General features: G+C 64.7%; 14 protein-coding genes. 8 read left to right on the top strand and 6 right to left on the bottom strand.

The features are described from left to right. Window positions 1-99: 99 nt before the first annotated feature. The 4 genes from K940_RS0100980 to K940_RS0100965 all read left to right on the top strand — a co-directional run bounded on the left by K940_RS0100980 (window position 100) and on the right by K940_RS0100965 (window position 2882). Window positions 100-759 (top strand): DUF6474 family protein, encoded by a 660-nt coding sequence (locus K940_RS0100980; protein WP_028475977.1) that lies wholly within the window; start codon window positions 100-102, stop codon window positions 757-759. A 173-nt stretch (window positions 760-932) separates the two neighbouring features. Next, complete coding sequence (locus K940_RS0100975) at window positions 933-1448, top strand: copper resistance CopC family protein (RefSeq protein WP_036527177.1); 516 nt, start codon at window positions 933-935, stop codon at window positions 1446-1448. Beyond that, window positions 1445-2392, top strand: a complete 948-nt coding sequence (locus K940_RS0100970; RefSeq protein ID WP_051406762.1) for a CopD family protein — start codon at window positions 1445-1447, stop codon at window positions 2390-2392. Before K940_RS0100975 ends, K940_RS0100970 begins: the two co-directional genes overlap by 4 nt. A 34-nt stretch (window positions 2393-2426) precedes the next feature. Beyond that, window positions 2427-2882, top strand: a complete 456-nt coding sequence (locus tag K940_RS0100965; protein WP_028475974.1) for an SRPBCC family protein — start codon at window positions 2427-2429, stop codon at window positions 2880-2882. Window positions 2883-3361: 479 nt separating this feature from the next. Here the strand turns inward: K940_RS0100965 and K940_RS0100960 are convergent, their stop codons facing one another. Together K940_RS0100960 and K940_RS32790 are read right to left on the bottom strand one after the other, a co-directional pair. Beyond that, window positions 3362-4276 carry an NADP-dependent oxidoreductase gene (locus K940_RS0100960; RefSeq protein ID WP_028475973.1) on the bottom strand — a complete coding sequence of 305 codons (915 nt, stop codon included), beginning with the start codon at window positions 4274-4276 and terminating at the stop codon, window positions 3362-3364. 86 nt (window positions 4277-4362) lie between these two features. Beyond that, a complete protein-coding gene (locus tag K940_RS32790; RefSeq protein WP_196812065.1) occupies window positions 4363-4524 on the bottom strand; it encodes a hypothetical protein in 162 nt (53 codons plus the stop codon). Between the two features lie 88 nt (window positions 4525-4612). On the opposite strand from K940_RS32790, the gene K940_RS0100950 reads away from it, so the two are divergent. Both K940_RS0100950 and rraA read left to right on the top strand, forming a co-directional pair. Then, window positions 4613-4978 carry a DUF5313 family protein gene (locus K940_RS0100950; RefSeq protein WP_036527045.1) on the top strand — a complete coding sequence of 122 codons (366 nt, stop codon included), beginning with the start codon at window positions 4613-4615 and terminating at the stop codon, window positions 4976-4978. Window positions 4979-5057: 79 nt separating this feature from the next. Continuing rightward, window positions 5058-5555: a ribonuclease E activity regulator RraA gene (gene rraA, locus K940_RS0100945; RefSeq protein ID WP_196812064.1), complete on the top strand. Its 498-nt coding sequence runs from the start codon at window positions 5058-5060 to the stop codon at window positions 5553-5555. A gap of 49 nt (window positions 5556-5604) precedes the next feature. Here rraA and K940_RS0100940 read toward each other — a convergent pair whose 3' ends face one another. Then, window positions 5605-5823, bottom strand: a complete 219-nt coding sequence (locus tag K940_RS0100940) for an RNA-binding S4 domain-containing protein (protein WP_028475970.1) — start codon at window positions 5821-5823, stop codon at window positions 5605-5607. A 263-nt stretch (window positions 5824-6086) separates the two neighbouring features. On the opposite strand from K940_RS0100940, the gene lysX reads away from it, so the two are divergent. Together lysX and K940_RS0100930 are read left to right on the top strand one after the other, a co-directional pair. Beyond that, window positions 6087-9389: a bifunctional lysylphosphatidylglycerol synthetase/lysine--tRNA ligase LysX gene (gene lysX, locus K940_RS26495; protein WP_369797450.1), complete on the top strand. Its 3303-nt coding sequence runs from the start codon at window positions 6087-6089 to the stop codon at window positions 9387-9389. 61 nt (window positions 9390-9450) lie between these two features. Continuing rightward, on the top strand, window positions 9451-10068 hold the full coding sequence (locus K940_RS0100930; RefSeq protein WP_028475969.1) for a histidine phosphatase family protein: 618 nt from the start codon (window positions 9451-9453) through the stop codon (window positions 10066-10068). Between the two features lie 4 nt (window positions 10069-10072). Here K940_RS0100930 and K940_RS0100925 read toward each other — a convergent pair whose 3' ends face one another. The 3 genes from K940_RS0100925 to gltB all read right to left on the bottom strand — a co-directional run bounded on the left by K940_RS0100925 (window position 10073) and on the right by gltB (window position 17485). Then, on the bottom strand, window positions 10073-10972 hold the full coding sequence (locus tag K940_RS0100925; RefSeq protein WP_028475968.1) for a cutinase family protein: 900 nt from the start codon (window positions 10970-10972) through the stop codon (window positions 10073-10075). Between the two features lie 331 nt (window positions 10973-11303). Further along, a complete protein-coding gene (locus K940_RS0100920) occupies window positions 11304-12773 on the bottom strand; it encodes a glutamate synthase subunit beta (RefSeq protein ID WP_028475967.1) in 1470 nt (489 codons plus the stop codon). A 59-nt stretch (window positions 12774-12832) separates the two neighbouring features. Further along, window positions 12833-17485: a glutamate synthase large subunit gene (gltB, locus tag K940_RS0100915; protein ID WP_028475966.1), complete on the bottom strand. Its 4653-nt coding sequence runs from the start codon at window positions 17483-17485 to the stop codon at window positions 12833-12835. Window positions 17486-18192: the final 707 nt, after the last annotated feature.

Genomic DNA, 18192 nt, shown 5'->3' with positions numbered 1-18192 from the left:
GAACCCGCTAGGGTGTCGGCAAACCGTGTGACATGGGCAGACAGACGGGCATTGCTCACTTCGTTCTGCCACGGCGACCAGCATGACGGAGGGCCTTCGATGGGGTTGTTCACGAAGCGCAAGCGGCGAGCGAACCGCAAGGCCATGGCGAAAGCCCTCGAGCGGAAGGCCGTGGTCGAGGCGAAGCTCGTTGCGAAGAACGACCGCAAGGCGCGCCGCGCCGAGACACGCACTCGACGCAAGGTCGCACGAGCGCAGGTCTCCGCGTTCAAAGCGGAGGAGTCGGCGTTCAAGGCGGAGGAGAAAGCCGCGCTCGAGACCGCGGCCAAAGCCAACCGCGATCGGTTCAGCGCCGGTCAGGTGAAGAAGTATCTCGGCGTCGTCCGCGTCTTGGTCCCGGTACTCGCCCCGCTCGCCTACCGTGGCGCGACATTTCTGCGCGGTTGGCTCGATGCCCGGCGCGCTCGGCAACTCGGCATCGGCGTCGACCGACTCGGTGACTTCACCGGCCATGGCGCCAAGCTCGATGCCAGGATCGCGAATGCCGAAGCAGCTCTGACACAGGTCGCCACCCAAGACGGCACCGGCGATACCCGCACCTTCATCACGGCCACGGAGGACCGCCTCAGCAATCTGGCCACCGCGGTCCGCACCGCCGACCAGATGCCCGGTAGCCGCCGGCGCGCCGTGCACACGTCGATATCCCACGAGCTCTCCGGGATCGAGGCCGACATCCTGGCCCGACTCGGCGTGCGCTGACCACCGCCGCTTCGGTGTCTGCGTACCCAGGCCTCCCCCATCGGACCGAAGGCAGCAGCATGCACAGCTCGATTTCACGCACGCAGAGAACGACGGCCGCCACGCACAATGCACGCGCCAGGTCTCGACCCGACACGAGGTCGGCCGGCGTGGCCCGCCGCCTGCGCACCGCCATGGTGGTCGGCATGCTCCTGCTCGGAATCGGTACAGCCGCGGCGGGCGTTGCCTCCGCACATTCCGCGGCCATCGGCAGCGTCCCGGACGACAACACGACAATCCAGGCCGGGCCGGCGCGAGCCAGCGTCACCTTCAACGAAGAACTGCAGGTCGGTTTTCCGGCGCTGACCGTGGTCGGACCGGACGGCAACCTGTGGTCGACGGGCGATCCGGTCGTCGAGGGCAACACGGTCAGCGTCGCCGTGGGCGAACTCGGTCCGGTCGGCGAATACACCATCGCCTACCGGGTGACCTCCGCCGACGGCCACCCGATCAGCGGCACCCGACACTTCACGCTGAGCGAGCCGGGGAACGGCACACCAGGACCCAAGCCCAACGCACAGGCAGACGGCGGCGCCGATGGCTCGGACGGGATTCCGCTGTGGGTATTCGTCATCGCCGCGATCGTAGTGTTCGGCGGCGGACTCGCATTCGCACTGTTCAGCGGCAGGAACCGCAACTCGAAACGGTGACCGGCACGAAGACCGGCCACCAACGAGTGCGAACCATCTCGCGCTCGGCGCTGCCCGTGACGGTCTCGTCCGGGCTTGTCGGGGTAGTTCTCGCCTGGGCGCTGATCCTGCCCGGTCCGCTACCTGTGGAGGCAATCGCCCGGCTCGGCGCCGATGGCGTAGGTGCGACCGTGCTCGGCTTGACAGCGCTGTCCAGGGTGGCGCCGCACCTGGGAACACCGTGGCGGCTGCTGGCCGTCGGCGCCGGAATATGGCTGGTTGCCGAAGGCGCGGTGCTGGTCTTCGACGCGTCCGAGGTGATCGGCATCACTGCGGCCGATCTCGATGCCGAGCGGTTCGGCACCTACCTCGTCCATGTCAGCGGTGGGCAAGTCGGAGTAGCGACTCTGGCGGCAGTAGCCCTGATAGCCGGTCGATCAGCGCTGGCCTACCGACGACCGGGGTCGACCTCGACAGATGTCGTGTTGGTCGTCGCCGCCGTAGCGATGGCACTGCGTCCGATCACCGGACACATGTCGCAGCAACCGTTCGGCTCGGTGCTCGCCGCAATCCACGCGGTGGCCGCGGCGGGATGGTTCGGGCTGTTGTGTGCCCTGACGCTGGTCGCGCGCACCCGCGGCGATTGGGCGGGCGCATTGCCGAGGTATTCGGCGGTTGCACTGCCCTTGGCGGCCACGGTCGCTGTGACCGGATTGCTGAACGGGCTGATCCGTATCGGAGGGATTACTCCGTTGCTCACCAGCGGTTACGGCAGAATTCTGCTCGCCAAGACCGTGCTACTACTGGGACTGTCGACGCTGGGGTGGTGGTGGCGACGCACCTGGGTGCCGCGCGCGGCGCACCACCGGATGAACGCGGACGCTTCCTTGGGGCGTGCGGTCGCCGAGGTCGCGGTGATGGCTGTGGTCTTCGGACTCGCCGCGACGCTGGCCGTCACCGCATGAACACGTGTTGTCTTGCGCCGGTTATCGTTTCGGCATGACCGTAGTAACGATCGTCGAGGATTGTGTCGCCTCGGCGGAGTCCGCGTTCGTGTATGTCAACGACTTCCGGAATCTGCCGCAGTTCCTGCACGGCGTACAGGCATTCACCGTGGTGGGCGACCAGACCGAAGGAGTCGGCGCCACCTTCGACGGCCACATCCAGCTGGGACCGGTGTCCTTGACATCGCGACTCGAAGTGGTCCGCTGGGAACAGAATTACGCAATAGGGGTGAAGTCGATCAAAGGTTTCCAGATCGAATCCACCTTCCTGTTCCACACCAAAGGCGATGAGCTGTGCACCGTCGACGCGATCGTCGATTATCGGGTGCCGGGCGGTCTGGCCGGCCGCGCAGTGGCCAAAACCATCGAGCCGTTCGTCAAAGTCGCAGTACACCACACCACACACAATCTGGTCACCCAGATCTGCGCATTTCACTCGGCCCGCAGCTGACCATCGAGCGCTTCCGGACACCACCAGCAATTCTTCGCGCAGAATCCGAAATACCGCAACCACGATCTCGCAGGTGAGATGTACACCGACGCCGCCGTGCCGCTCCACGACCTCGTGCCTCGTCTTTGAACGTCGATCGGGTAATACGTCGGTTCTGAGGATGGATCGGGCAAGCCGTCTCCCAGCGCTCGTGTGGGAGGTGATGGCCGGTGGACAGAAGCCCGGAAGTGTTACCTCACTGCGGAACCGGCGAAGCGGTTTCGCCGGCGGCCACCCTATCCTCCCTCGAGAAGATCGACCGTCTCCTCACGGAGTGACCAGGTGGCCGCCTCATGCCAGTCCCTCAACGACCGATTGATCTCCTACCGGACATCAAACGCGAGACGCAGGTCGCGTTTGATAATCCACCAGGGCTGTGGAGCAGCTCCGGGGAGCTCAGGTTCGACGGGCGGGTGGCACTTCGATGCCCGGCAGTGCGGTCAGTCAATGGTGATGACGATCTTGCCCCGGATGTTCCCGGCCTGGTAGGCGCGCTGGGCGTCGGCGGCGCGGTCCAGCGGGAAGGTGGCGAGGATGGGCAGGTGCAGGTCGCCCTGCGCGTAGAGCTGCGCCAGGGTGGCCAGCCGCGCCGCCGAACGGGCCAGTGGGGTCGTCCGGATGCCGAGCTCCGCGGCACGGCCGTGGTCAACCAGCGTAAGCACGCGGTTGCGGTCGGGCACCAACTCGAGGGCGGCATCAAGGGCCTCGCCGCCGACGCCGTCCATGCACGCGTCCACGCCCTGGGGGGCCAGGTCGCGCACCCGGCCGACGAGGCCTTCGCCGTAGGCGAACGGGGTCGCGCCCAGCGAACGCACGTATTCGTGCTGTGCCTCCCGGGCGCCGCCGATCACCGTGGCGCCCCACAGCCGGCACAGCTGCGCACCGATCGTGCCGACCGCCCCAGCAACGCCGTGGATCAGGACCGTGTCGCCCGCACCGGCCTTGATCTCCTCGAGGCCGATGTCCGCCGTCTGGGCCGCCGCACTGAACCCGCCGGCCACTGTCCAGGGCATGGCCGCCGGCTTGGCGGTGAGCTGGTCCGGTCCGACCACGATGTATTCGGCGTAGCTGTTCAGGGTGCCGTAACCAAGGACTTCGTCGCCGGCCGCGAAGCCCTCCACGCCGGCACCGACCTGATCGACCACACCGGCGAACTCGTTTCCCGGAATCTGCGGAACCGTCGGGTCCGCCGCCTTGTGGATGATCCCCGCCACGACCGCGACGTCGAACGGCTGCACCCCGGCGGCCTTCACCCGGACCCTCACCTGTCCGGGCTGTGCTTGCGGTTCCGGCACGTCCATCAACCGCAGCACCTCCGGGCCGCCCGGCTCGAGAAAGGCTGCTGCTCTGCTCATGATGGTCTCCGTTCGACGATTTCTTCGTGCCGCACATCCGGCATTGGACCGGCCCTGCCATCCTGCAACCTCAACCTAGATAGAGGTCAATGTAGATCGGTGAGCGCCCCGTCCAGCCAGCGTTTTTCGGGGAGCAGCGCGCGTTTGCGGTCACGGATGCGGTAGTGCAGTCGGCCGGTGTCCAGGTCGAGGGCGGCGATCATGTGTCGTACGCCCTGGTCGCGGGTGTCGGTGGCACACAGTCGCACGGGGGTGTGCGATAGGTCGCCAGGCCCGGCCCGGGCGCACTAGCGGCGACCTAGCCAGGACTCGGCACACAGGCATAGCCTGGAAACTATGAAATCCCCCACAATCGGGCAGCGGATCGCCTACGATCTGGGCCGCGAGCTCCCCGAGGAGCTGCACGAGTGGGTTATCCACGACCTCGTCGGGCACGGGGCCATGGAGCGCTATCTCGTTCGGTTCCTCGGGCCGAGTATCCCGTTCTTCGCCTTGGTACTGCTGTTTCCCGCACCATTGCCCCTGAAAGTCGCCTTGATTGTGATGATGATCGTGCCTCTGGTCATTTTCACCATCGCACTGAGCTATGTCTGGCGTCGTTCCCGCTTGATCCAGCACGGCTTGGACCCGGACCTTCTCGACCACGGCAGGATCTCCGAGCACGATCGCGACCTGTACGAACTGCGCTACGGGCACCGATAGCCACCGATAGCGCAGCAACCGTTGAATTCGCGGTCCGCATCCAGGGGCCGCGGGCAGGCTCAAGTCTGCGCACGGCACAATGAACCCGGTGACCGACACACAGAATGTCACCGCGACCGCAGACCTCGCCGATGTGATCGGCCCGGAGATCCGCAGCTGTGACACCCAGTTCATTCAGTTCGGCAAGCGAACGGCATTTTCCGGACGGATCGCCACGATCCGATGCTTCCAGGACAATCTGCTGGTGAAGCAGACTCTCGGCGAACCTGGTGAAGGAAAGGTACTGGTGATCGATGGCGGCGCCAGCATCCACACCGCATTGGTCGGCGACATCATCGCCGGACGCGGCGTCGAGAACGGCTGGGCCGGGGTCGTCGTGAACGGCGCGGTCCGTGACAGCGCCATCCTGCGCACGCTGGACATCGGCATCAAGGCCTTGGGCACCAATCCCCGTAAGAGCACGCAGACCGGAAGCGGCGACCGCGATGTTCCGGTCGAGTTCGGCGGGGTCATCTTCGTCCCAGGCGAGATGCTCTACAGTGACCCCGATGGCGTCGTCCTGCGTGTCGAGAGCTGACCCGATTCGGCCTTCGCCATACACGTGTGCCGAATCGAACACACGACGCTCATCCGGTAACTCGGGCCGAGTGACCTGCGAAGGCGACCACGTCACCAGGACGCAACTGCCGTCCGCGGCGCAACTCGATCTCATCGTTCACCCGAACCAATCCGGCTGCGATCACCGTTTTCGCCTCCGCACCGGATTCGATCAAGTTGGCCAACTTCAAGAACTGACCGAGTCGAATCACATCATCATCGATCGGCACATCGACAGGTTCTCGCATGGAGTAATGTTTACTCGCTCGCCCGATCGCACGGAAAATCGCCAGAAGAGGAAGGCCGACTCGAAAACGCCGGCAGACACCTCGTCCGGCCGCTGGCACATCGTTCCCATGAACCACACGAACACACCCGTTGGGTCGGTCGGGCAAACCTGCCGACCACAGCCAGCTCACGACGAATACGGCCCGTCGAACACACCACGCCACACGCGTGGCGAATTCTCTACAGCTGCGTACACACTGGTTCCGTGACATCCGCGCAAGCCCTGCGATCTCGACAATCCGAGCCATATCCGGAGAAACCAATTCCGCCGGTCCCTCATCGAGGCCACGGGCGCCTTTCGGATTTGCCACACATCGCGGGTTCGACGCTCGGTGTGTTCGCCGCACTCTGCTTCCTGTGGAGCCTTTCGCCCGGAGTGCGTTTCATTACGCACATACCGCGCCGCTACATCGACCACTATTACTTCGACGCACCGAACACCAATCTGATGTGGGCACTGGTCGTCGGACTGATGGCCGGTGCGATCGCCGGCCGCAAGCGGATCGCCTGGTGGGCACTGCTCGGCTATCTGGCGATCTACGCCGCGTTCAACGCGGTCACTTTCGCCGAGCACGGCGATACCCACGCATTGGTGGCCATGGTGGCCCACCTGATCGTGATCGGAGTTCTGCTCGCGGCGTGGCCGGAGTTCTACACCGTGGTCCGCCGAGGTGCCGGCTGGAAGGCGCTCGGCATCCTGGTCGGTGGTCTCACCGTAGGCGCCGGGCTCGGGTGGGGCGTGGTAGAGCTGTTTCCCGGAACCTTGCCGCCGGGAGCACAACGACCCGCCTGGGCGGTCTATCGAGTCACCGCAGCGGTACTGGCGGACAACGAGCACTTCGACGGTCGCCCGCCGCCGTTCGTCGACCTCGTGCTCGGCCTGTTCGGTGCGCTCGCCCTGCTGGCCGCCGTCGTCGTTCTGCTGCGCTCGCAACGTGCGGCCAACGCCATGACCGGACGGGACGAGTCCGCAATCCGAGGACTGCTGGAGCGCGCAGACGTCGAGGATTCACTGGGCTACTTCGCCACCCGCCGAGACAAAGCGGTGGTGTTCGCACCGAGCGGCAAGGCGGCGGTGACCTACCGCGTGGAGCTGGGTGTCTGCCTGGCCAGCGGCGATCCGATCGGCACGCGCGAGGCCTGGCCGCAAGCGATCGACAGCTGGCTGCGCCTGGCCGACCGATTCGGCTGGGCCCCTGCGGTCATGGGCGCCAGCGAACTCGGTGCAAAGGTATATCAACGCGCCGGCCTTTCGGCACTGCGACTCGGTGACGAGGCGATCGTGGACACCAGGGAATTTTCGCTGGCGGGTCCGGAGATGAAGCCGGTGCGTCAAGCGGCGAATCGGCTACGCAGACACGGCGTCACGGTCCGCATTCGCAGACACCGCGACATCCCCGCCGAGGAGTTCTCCCAGATCATCGCGCGTGGGGACAGTTGGCGTAATACCGAGACCGAACGCGGATTCTCGATGGCACTCGGCAGATTGAGCGATCCACTGGATGGCGATTGTGTACTGGTCGAAGCAGTCAATCGGCAAGACCGGGTGTTGGGGATGTTGTCGCTGGTTCCCTGGGGGCGCACCGGCGTCTCCTTGGAGTTGATGCGTCGCGATCCGCAGGGTCCGAACGGCGTCATGGAACTGATGGTCTCGCAACTCGCGTTGAACTCCGAGCAGTACGGCATCACCAAAGTCTCGTTGAACTTCGCGGTATTTCGTTCGGTGTTCGAGGAAGGCAGCCGGATCGGAGCCGGTCCGGTACTTCGCCTTTGGCGGGGCGTGCTGCTGTTCTTCTCGCGCTGGTGGCAACTGGAAGCGCTGTATCGCTCGAATGTGAAATATCAACCGCACTGGGCGCCCCGATTCTTCCTGTTCGAAGAACGCCGGCAACTGCCGCGGGTCGCGGTCGCCGGCGCGCTGGCCGAAGGCTTCCTCCCACGGCTGAGCAAACGGGGTGCGGCGGAGCACACCGGTGCCCGCACCGCGGCTCCCCTCGGCATGACGGGCCTGCACAGCGACGGCAGTCCGCCGGACACCTCCGACGTCGACGCCTCGAAGCAGCTTCCACGCAGGCCCGAACAGGTGCGGGTCCGGATGAACAAGCTGACGCGCCTTGCCGATTCCGGTATCGACCCCTACCCGGCAGCATATCCGCCGACCCACACCGTGGCCGAGGCGCGCCGTTGCCCGCAAGGTACGACGGTCCGGGTCTGCGGCAGACTACTGCGCATCCGCGACTACGGCGGCGTGATTTTCGCCGTGGTCCAAGACGGGACCGACGACATTCAACTGATCATCGATCGCGACCGAGTCGACGTGCACCGCAGTGCCCAATTCGGCGAGTACTTCGACCTCGGCGATCTGATCGAGGTCAGCGGTCGACTCGGGTACAGCAGACACGGCGAGCTGTCTCTGCTGGCCGCGGACTGGCGAATGCTGGGCAAGTGTCTGCATCCGCTGCCGGACAAGTGGAAAGGCCTGGCCGATCCGGAAGCCAGAGTGCGGCAACGCTACGTCGATCTGATGATCAACAGCGATGTGCGCGACGTGCTGGCCAAACGCGGCGCGGTGGTACGCGCACTCCGAGACAGCCTGGACTCCTGGGGATATCTGGAGGTGGAGACGCCGATTCTGCAGCAAGTACACGGCGGCGCCAATGCGAGACCCTTCAGCACCCACATCAATGCCTACGACCTGAACTTGTACCTGCGCATCGCACCCGAGCTGTATCTGAAACGACTGTGTGTCGCAGGCTTGGAGCGAGTATTCGAGATCGGGCGGGTCTTCCGCAACGAAGGCGTCGATTTCAGCCACGACCCTGAGTTCACCATTCTCGAGGCGTACGAGGCGCACAGTGACTACGAGCGCATGACGCACACCTGCCGCCGGTTGATCCAGCGCGCCGCGGTGGCCGCGAACGGTGCGATGGTGGCAGTGCGACCCACTGGAAGCGGCACGCTCGACACGGTGGACATCTCCGGCGAATGGCGCGTGCAGACGGTGCACGCGGCGGTGTCGGAGGCGATCGGCGCCCCGATCGGCCCGAATACCTCGGTCGAGGAATTGCGCGAGCTGTGCGACAAGGCCGACGTGCCATACCAGCACAGCTGGGACGCGGGCCAGGTGGTGTTGGAAATATACGAGCGCCTGGTCGAGTCCCACACCACGGAACCGACGTTCTACATCGACTTCCCGATCTCGGTGTGTCCTTTGGCGAGGCGGCACCGCAGCGTCGCCGGGGTCGCCGAGCGCTGGGACCTGGTCGCCTGGGGCGTCGAACTGGGCACCGGCTACAGCGAACTCACCGATCCGGTCGAACAACGGCGCCGGCTGACCGAACAATCGCTGCTGGCGGCCAACGGCGATCCAGAAGCGATGGAAGTCGACGAAGACTTCCTCCAAGCGCTCGAGCACGCCATGCCACCCACAGGCGGGCTCGGGCTGGGCGTAGACCGCATCGTGATGATGATCACCGGCCGCAGCATCCGCGAGACACGGCCGTTTCCCCTGGTGAAACCGCGCTGATCGATGGCGGCCCAGGCAGGACGTGCACCCGCGAGCGGCGTCATGGTGCACAGTGGGACGTGTGCAACTGATCCTCATTCGTCACGCCCAACCGGTCCGCAGCCTGAATTCCGTCGGGCCTGCAGACCCAGAACTGGCGCCGGTGGGCCTGGAGCAGGCCGACCGAGTGCCGGCGGCACTCGAGCATCACCAGGTCGCCCGTGTGGTGAGCAGCCCGCAGCGCAGAGCGCGAGAAACAGCAGCACCAACCGCCGCCAAACTCGGGATCGATGTCGACATCGTCGACGACCTTGCCGAATATGATCGTGACCTGCCCGTCTATATCCCGGACGAGCATCTCGAAAAGGAATATCGCGATGTCTACGAGCGGATCAGAGCCGGGCATCTGCCGATACAGATCGACGCCGAGGCATTCAAATCCCGGGTACGCGCCGCCATGAGCGGTGTCGTAGCAGCCGCCGACCGCTCCGACACCGTCATCGTGTTCGCCCACGGCGGGGTGATCAATGTGCTCCTCCAAGAGATCCTCGAGTTACCGCGACCGTTGACCTTTCCGATCGACTACTGCTCGGTCACTCGGATTCTGTTCTCCCGTACCGGTCGCCGTAGGGCGACCACCATCAACGAGAACGGGCATGTGTGGGACCTCTTGCCGCGCACCATCGCGATGCGACGCTGACCGCTCAGGCCATACTCGCGATCCACTCGTGCATCCACGTAATCGCGGTGTGGCCGTCACCCACCGGGTAGTTCCCGTAGACGGTATGCGCTTGGGTCCTGTAGAAGCGCTCGATGTCTTGGACGCGTTGCCGATTCGCCGAGTCGGTGAGCTGGGCTTGCAGAGTCGGCAGGCCACCGGATGCCATCAGATCGCCGAAGAGAGCGGTGGCCTCTTGTTGGTATCGCCACAGGCTGGCCGGGTCGGCGTCCGATGCTTGGGCCAGGAATCCGGCGAACCGGGTGATGAAATCGTCGGTTTCGGTCGCGCAGTACAGGTCCTCGACCGCGCAAATCGTCCGGGTACGGTCGCTCACCCAGCCGAAGCCGCCGATCCGAGCGCCTCCGGCGCCCGCTCCCGGCGCCACCGGCCCGACCTGGATGTCGGTCGGCGCGCGGCGCGGATCCGAGATCAGACCGACGCCGGCGATACGGTCGGGCGCCACCACACCGTGGCCGGTTCCGATCTCGGCTGCGATATCGCCAGCGGCGTCCGCACCCTGGCTGTAGCCGACGAGCGCGATCCTGGTTGCGCCACACCGGGCCGCCATGTCCGCGATCAGACCGCGAGCCGCGGTGACCGCTTCGTTCTTCGACGCGCCGTAGATCTCTCCCTCCCAGGGGAAGGCAGTTGCCGCGTACGACACATAGTCGACCGCGGTCCCGGCGGGTAGGCCTCGCGTGACACCGGCCAACATCCCTGGCAGCGGCGCCTTGTCCGGACCGGTCTCCCAGGTACCGGGAATCGCCACCACGTACAGGCTCGGGCATCCAGGCGCTGCCCCTGCCGCCGCGCTACCGAAGAACAAGCCGGACAACACCGTCGCTGACGCCCCAACGGCCGCGACAACCTTTTTCCAATGCATACCGCTCCAACCTTGCCCTCGTCGGCCTTCCCGGCGAGTGCCGCGTCAACGCTCACTCCATTGGATTCTGCTGCGGTACATACCGCGTAAGCGCAAGTCATCCAACGGACACAGCGGCGCTCCAACCACGTTCCAAGATCAGCGGCGCGCCGAACATCACAATAGGGCTACAGCCGGTGCAATGCCATTCGAACTTCTCGCGTGTCGGATTTTCCACTGGTGCTCGATCGGACGAGGGCACGATTCGGTGACGGACCCAGCGGACACAACAGTGGCGCCGGTGGACGAATTCGCCACAGGCGCCACTGTTTTCGCTCCGCAGAGCGGTGGATCAGCGCTGAGCCACGGTCGTGGGCGCAATCGGAGTGGGAAGAGCGGTATCGCCTTCCAGGTACCGGTCCACACCCGCGGCTGCGGCACGACCTTCGGCAATGGCCCACACGATGAGCGACTGGCCGCGTCCCATGTCCCCCGCAACGAAGACGCCCGGAACGTTGGTCGCCCAGTTCTTGTCGCGATGCACATTGCCGCGCTGGTCGTAGCCGACGCCGAGATCGGTCAACAGACCCGGCTTTTCGGGACCGACGAAGCCCATCGCGAGCAACACGAGATCGGCCTCGAGCGTGAAGTCGGTGCCATCGACCTTTTCGAAGCGGCCATTGACCATGGTGACCTCGTGGGCTTCCAGACCGGTCACCGTGCCGTCCCTACCGACGAAACGCTCTGTGTTCACCGAGAACACCCGTTCGCCACCCTCCTCGTGCGCCGAAGACACCCGATAGATCAGCGGGTAGGTCGGCCACGGGGTCGACTCGGCCCGCTCCTGCGGCGGACGCGGCATGATCTCGAATTGGTGCACACTGGCCGCACCCTGCCGATGAGAGGTCCCGAGACAGTCGGCTCCGGTGTCGCCACCACCGATGATGATGACCTTCTTGTCCTTCGCGTGGATGGGCGGCAGACCCTCGGCGTCGGTCACGTCGTCACCGAGCTGCACCCGGTTGGCCCACGGCAGAAATTCCATCGCCTGATGGATACCGTCCAGTTCACGACCCGGAATCGGCAGGTCGCGCGCGAGGGTGGCGCCACCGGCGAGCACGATCGCGTCGTACTGCTCGCGCAACTGGTCAGCGGTGATGTCGACACCCACGTTCACACCGGTCTTGAAAACCGTTCCCTCGGCCTCCATTTGCGCGAGTCGGCGGTCGATGAACCGCTTCTCCATCTTGAATTCCGGGATGCCATAGCGCAGCAGGCCACCAATGCGGTCGGCCCGCTCCAACACGGTCACGGTATGCCCGGCACGAGTCAGCTGCTGCGCCGCGGCGAGGCCGGCCGGGCCGGAACCGACGACGGCGACCTTCTTTCCGGTGAGACGCGTCGGATAGACCGGAGTCACCCAGCCCTCGTCGAAGGCATTCTCGATGAGCTCGACCTCGACCTGCTTGATCGTGACCGGATCCTGGTTGATCCCGAGCACGCAGGACGCCTCGCAGGGCGCAGGGCACAATCGCCCGGTGAACTCGGGGAAGTTGTTGGTTGCGTGCAGCCGATCGATACCTTCGCGCCAGCGGCCCTTGTACACCAGGTCGTTCCACTCGGGAATCAGATTTCCCAGAGGACAACCGTTGTGGCAGAACGGGATACCGCAATCCATGCACCGACTGGCCTGAGTCTGCAAGGTTCTGTGCGGGAAATTCTCCTCGTAGACCTCCTTCCAGTCCATCAGCCGCAGCGGCACCGGTCGTCGCTGGGGAAGATCCCGCGCGGTGTGTTTCAAAAATCCCTGAGGGTCAGCCACGAGCGGCCTCCGTCTTCTCGCCTCTCACTGTTGGACTCGGTTGGTGGACGGGTCGGAACTCAGCCACGGGCTGCCTCCATGATCGCCTCGTCCACGTCCCTGCCGCTCTTCTCGGCTTCGGAGATGGCGAGCAGAACCTTCTTGTATTCGCGCGGCATGACCTTGACGAAGTGGCTCACCTGCTGGGACCAATCGCTCAGAATACGGTCGGCGACAGGCGACCCGGTCTGATCCCGGTGCGCAGTGACGATGTCACGCAGCCAGGTGAAATCGTCACCCGACAGCTGCTCGAGCGAATTCGCTTGCTCCGGATTGAGCTTGGACGCGAAGGAGCCGTTCGGGTCGAACACGAACGCCACGCCACCGGACATACCGGCGCCGAAGTTGCGCCCGGTTTCGCCGAGAATCACCACACGACCCCCGGTCATGTATTCGCAGCCGTGGTCGCCGACGCCTTCCACCACCGCAGTAGCGCCGGAGTTACGCACGGCGAACCGCTCACCGACCACTCCGCTGAGGAACACCTGCCCGCTGGTGGCGCCGAAGAGGATCACGTTGCCCGCGACGATGTTGTCCTCCGCGGCGAACTGGGCAGGAGCGTTGAGCGATGGACGCACCACGATGTGGCCACCGGACAGGCCCTTGCCGACATAGTCGTTCGCGTCACCATGCACTCGCAACGTGATGCCCGCGGGGACGAAAGCGCCGAAACTGTTGCCCGCCGACCCGGTGAAGGTGATGTCGATGGTGTCGTCGGGCAGGCCGGCGCCACCGTAGAGCTTGGTCACTTCGTGGCCGAGCATGGTGCCGACCGTACGGTTCACGTTCGTGATCTTGGTCTCGAATTTCACCGCCTGGCCTCGGTCCAGCGCATCACGGCTCTGCGCGATCAGCTGCTGATCCAACGCCTTGTCCAAACCATGGTCCTGAGCCTTGGTGCATCGGCGGTCTTGGTACATGAACGCCGTCTCCACGTCTTTCAGGATCGGCGACAGGTCCAGCTTGCTCGCCTTCCAATGCTGCTCGGCACGTGAGGTGTCGAGCATGTCGACCCGGCCGATGGCCTCGTCCAGCGTCCGGAAGCCCAACTGGGCCAGCAACTCCCTGACCTCTTCGGCAATGAACAGGAAGAAGTTCTCGACGAACTCCGGCTTTCCGGTGAATCGTTCACGCAACACCGGGTTCTGCGTCGCCACACCGACCGGGCAGGTGTCCAGATGGCAGACACGCATCATGACGCAGCCCGAGACCACCAACGGTGCAGTCGCGAAACCGTACTCCTCGGCGCCGAGGAGCGCGGCGATCATCACGTCGCGACCGGTCTTCATCTGCCCGTCGACCTGGACGACGATCCGGTCACGCAATCCGTTCAGCAGCAGCGTTTGCTGAGTCTCGGCAAGCCCCAGCTCCCAGGGACCACCCGCGTGCTTGAGCGAGGTCAGCGGCGAGGCTCCGGTACCGCCGTCATGTCCGGAGATCAATACGACATCGGCGTGCGCCTTGGAAACACCGGCCGCCACCGTGCCGACGCCCGGTTCTGCCACCAGCTTCACGTGAATACGCGCCTGGGGGTTCGCATTCTTCAAGTCGTGGATCAGCTGCGCGAGATCCTCGATCGAGTAGATGTCATGGTGCGGCGGCGGCGAGATCAAACCCACGCCGGGCGTCGAGTGCCGCACTTCGGCGACCCATGGATACACCTTGTGTGCGGGCAGCTGGCCGCCCTCGCCGGGCTTCGCGCCTTGCGCCATCTTGATTTGGATGTCGGTGCTGTTGGTGAGGTAGTGCGCGGTCACGCCGAATCGACCAGAGGCCACCTGTTTGATCGCACTGCGCCGCCAGTCGCCGTTTTCCTCCGGCTCGAACCGCGCAGGAGACTCGCCGCCCTCACCCGAGTTCGACCGCCCACCCAGCCGGTTCATCGCAATCGCCAAGGTCTCGTGCGCCTCGGCCGAGATGGAGCCGTAACTCATAGCACCGGTCGAGAACCGCTTCACGATCTCCGTAGCCGGCTCGACCTCGTCGATCGAAATCGGCGTGCGCGCCTTGTGTTTGAACTTGAACAGACCACGCAGCGACGCGAGCCGCTCGGACTGATCGTCGACCAACTTGGTGTAGTCCTTGAAGATCGAGTACCGACCCGTGCGAGTAGCGTGCTGCAGCTTGAAGACGGTGTCCGGATTGAACAGGTGATACTCGCCCTCACGCCGCCACTGGTATTCGCCACCGACTTCGAGCTCGCGATGCGCCCGCTCGTTGCGGTTCTCGAGGAAGGCGACTCGATGGCGTTGAGCGACTTCGTCGGCGATATCGTCCAAGCCGATGCCGTCCAGATGCGAGCGCAGTCCGGTGAAGTATTCGTCCACCAGGTCCTGGGACAGGCCGATCACCTGGAACAGCTGCGCCCCGTTGTAGGACGCCAGGGTGGAGATGCCCATCTTGGACATCACCTTCAACACGCCCTTGCCCGCGGCCTTGTTGTAGTTCGCAACGGCCTTGCGGTAGTCGGCGGCCAGCTCGCCGGTACTTCCCGGCAACTCTAGCGCGCCTCGCTCGAGCATGTCCTCGATGGTCTCGAAGGCCATGTACGGATTGATCGCGGCAGCGCCGAAGCCGACCAGGGTCGCCATGTGATGCACCTCGCGAGCGTCACCGGCCTCCACGACCAAACCGACCATGGTGCGGGTGCGTTCGCGAACCAGATGGTGGTGCACCGAGGAGGTCAGCAACAGCGATGGGATCGGCGCCAACTTTTCATTGGATTCGCGATCGGACAGCACGATGATCCGCGCTCCGCCCTCGATGGCCGCCGAAACCTGGGTATTGATCGCCTCGAGTGCCCTCCGCAGGCCCATGCCGCCCTTGCGCACCGGGTAGAGACCACGCACGACCACCGACCGCAGCTCGGGGTGTGAGCCGTCGTCGTTGATGTGCACCAGCTTGGAGAGCTCGTCGTTGTCCAATATCGGCTGCTCGAGCGCGATCTGGTGGCAGGATTCCGGTCCCGGATGCAGCAGGTCGGCCTCTGGACCGATATTGCGCTTGAGGCTGGTGACCACTTCTTCCCGAATCGCATCCAGCGGCGGGTTGGTCACCTGGGCGAACAGCTGGGAGAAGTAGTCGAAAAGCAGGCGGGAACGGGCCGACAGCACCGCTATCGGGGTATCGGTACCCATCGAGCCGAGCGCTTCGCCGCCGGTCTTCGCCATCGGCGCAATCAGGATGTTGAGCTCCTCGGTCGTGTATCCGAAGATCTGCTGACGAATCAGCACCCGATCGTGCGACATGTGAACATGCGGACGGTCGGGCAGGTCCGCGAGGCGCGATACGCCCGTATCCAACCATTGCTGGTACGGGTATTCCGCGGCGAGCTGGGACTTGATCTCCTCGTCACCGACGATGCGCCCCTGGGCGGTGTCGACCAGGAACATCCGACCCGGCTGAAGCCGGGTCTTCTGTACCACCGTGGACGGGTCGATATCGAGCACGCCCACCTCGGAGGCCATCACGACCAAGCCGTCGTCGGTCACCCAGACGCGGCTGGGACGCAGGCCGTTGCGGTCGAGCACGGCGCCGACGACGGTCCCGTCGGTGAAACACACCGATGCAGGGCCGTCCCACGGCTCCATCAGCATCGAGTGGTACTCGTAGAAGGCGCGGCGCCGCGGATCCATGTTCTCGTTGCGCTCCCACGCCTCGGGAATCATCATCAGCACCGCATGCGGCAGGCTACGGCCGCCGAGATGCAGCAGCTCCAAGACCTCGTCGAACCGCGCGGTGTCACTGGCCCCAGGGGTGCACACAGGGAAGATCTTCTGCAGCCGGTTCTTGCCGGCGGAGTCGACGCCGAAGACGTCGCTGCGTAGCAAGGCCTCCCGGGCACGCATCCAGTTCTCGTTGCCGGTGACAGTGTTGATCTCTCCGTTGTGCGCCACTCGGCGGAACGGGTGCGCCAGCGGCCAGGAGGGGAAGGTGTTGGTGGAGAAACGCGAGTGCACGATTCCGAGCGCGCTCTCGACGCGAGAATCCTGGAGGTCCAGGTAGAACGCGCGCAGCTGCGGCGTGGTGAACATGCCTTTGTAGACGAAGGTCTGTCCGGACAGGCTCGGGAAGTAGACCGACTCCCGGCCGACTGCCCCCTCACCCGCACCGGCCGAACCCAGTTCGTGCTCCACGCGTTTGCGCACCACGTACGCGCGACGTTCCAGGTCCATGCCCGACAGCTGATCGGAGGCGTTCGTCGGCGATGCGATGAAGATCTGGCGGAAACTGGGCATGGCATCGCGTGAGAGCGCCCCGAGCGACGACTCGTCGATCGGCACCTCACGCCAGCCCAGGACTTCGAGGCCTTCTTCCCGGACGATCTTCTCCACCCCGTAGGCGGCGCGCGCGGCCTCGCGACGAGCCTGCGGCAAGAAGGCGATACCAGAGGCGTAACAGCCCTCCGGCGGCAACTCGAAGTCCACGACAGCTCGGAAGAAACGGTCCGGGACCTGGATCAGGATGCCCGCACCGTCCCCACTGTTGGGCTCGGCGCCAGCGGCACCACGGTGGTCCAGGTTCACCAAAGCTGTAATAGCCTTGTCCACGATGTCGCGGCTGCGTCGGCCGTGCATATCGACGACGAACGCCACGCCGCACGCGTCGTGCTCGTTCGCCGGGTCGTAGAGCCCGATGGGGCCGGGTGACCGGTGGCCAGGAAGTTGCGTCATGCCTCTGCCTTCAAAAAGTTCGGCCTTCGAAGAACGGCGCTACGAACGCCTGTGTACAAGTCCGAACGCCTATGTACAAAGACTGCGCCCGTACATTCCGAAGCCAGCCGCGTTGATGGCCTTCGGCGTGCAGTCAGGTCTGCAGTTGTTCCACCCGCTTCTGTGACGTAGTGGTGCCTTTCGGTAACAGATCCCTAACAGGATCCTTACCTCCGAGCAGGTGCCCGCCCGCTACGCTGAGCACCGACTACGGGCTGCCCGAGCGGGCGATGCCGCCGAACATTCTGTGTTCGGCGTAAGAGCAAACGATAAGCCAGGTCCAGGACCCAACCAACTTAGGTTGTGCTAATAACCAGGTCTAGCTGGGCTTCTTCATTCGGTCCTCCACGTGTGCGCGCTGTCCAGTGTAAGGCAGTGAGTACCGCAAGATCGATCCCCATGGCACTGGGTGCCAGCTCCGCAGAGCTGACACACGCCGCCGGTCGAATCGCTCTCGCAAGCGCGGTACCTACCCTCACCTGCGTCGAAAAGAGTTTCCCCACTATGAACCCGGCAAACCAGCCAGCGACAGTTAATCAGGTAACAGGACTGACGCGATGCTTCTTACGGCAGTGTGACATGCCACGAATCCAATCCGACCATCTGGATTCTTTTGTCCGCTATGACATTCAGCATATATGCAGCAACCACGATTCGAGTGGCGTCGG

The sequence above is a fragment of the Nocardia sp. CNY236 genome, from assembly GCF_000482385.1.
Lineage (GTDB): Bacteria > Actinomycetota > Actinomycetes > Mycobacteriales > Mycobacteriaceae > Nocardia.
Note: the sequence above shows the minus strand (reverse complement) of the source record. Positions and strands in the feature narration are given on the sequence as shown.

Bases quoted from the DNA above. Each gene is read 5' to 3' on its own strand.
- K940_RS0100950 (WP_036527045.1), top strand. From the start codon at position 4,613: ATGAAATCCCCCACAATCGGGCAGCGGATCGCCTACGATCTGGGCCGC.
- K940_RS0100965 (WP_028475974.1), top strand. From the start codon at position 2,427: ATGACCGTAGTAACGATCGTCGAGGATTGTGTCGCCTCGGCGGAGTCC.
- rraA (WP_196812064.1), top strand. From the start codon at position 5,058: ATGAACCCGGTGACCGACACACAGAATGTCACCGCGACCGCAGACCTC.
- K940_RS0100940 (WP_028475970.1), bottom strand. From the start codon at position 5,823: ATGCGAGAACCTGTCGATGTGCCGATCGATGATGATGTGATTCGACTC.
- K940_RS0100975 (WP_036527177.1), top strand. From the start codon at position 933: ATGGTGGTCGGCATGCTCCTGCTCGGAATCGGTACAGCCGCGGCGGGC.
- K940_RS0100925 (WP_028475968.1), bottom strand. From the start codon at position 10,972: ATGCATTGGAAAAAGGTTGTCGCGGCCGTTGGGGCGTCAGCGACGGTG.
- K940_RS0100980 (WP_028475977.1), top strand. From the start codon at position 100: ATGGGGTTGTTCACGAAGCGCAAGCGGCGAGCGAACCGCAAGGCCATG.
- K940_RS0100960 (WP_028475973.1), bottom strand. From the start codon at position 4,276: ATGAGCAGAGCAGCAGCCTTTCTCGAGCCGGGCGGCCCGGAGGTGCTG.
- gltB (WP_028475966.1), bottom strand. From the start codon at position 17,485: ATGACGCAACTTCCTGGCCACCGGTCACCCGGCCCCATCGGGCTCTAC.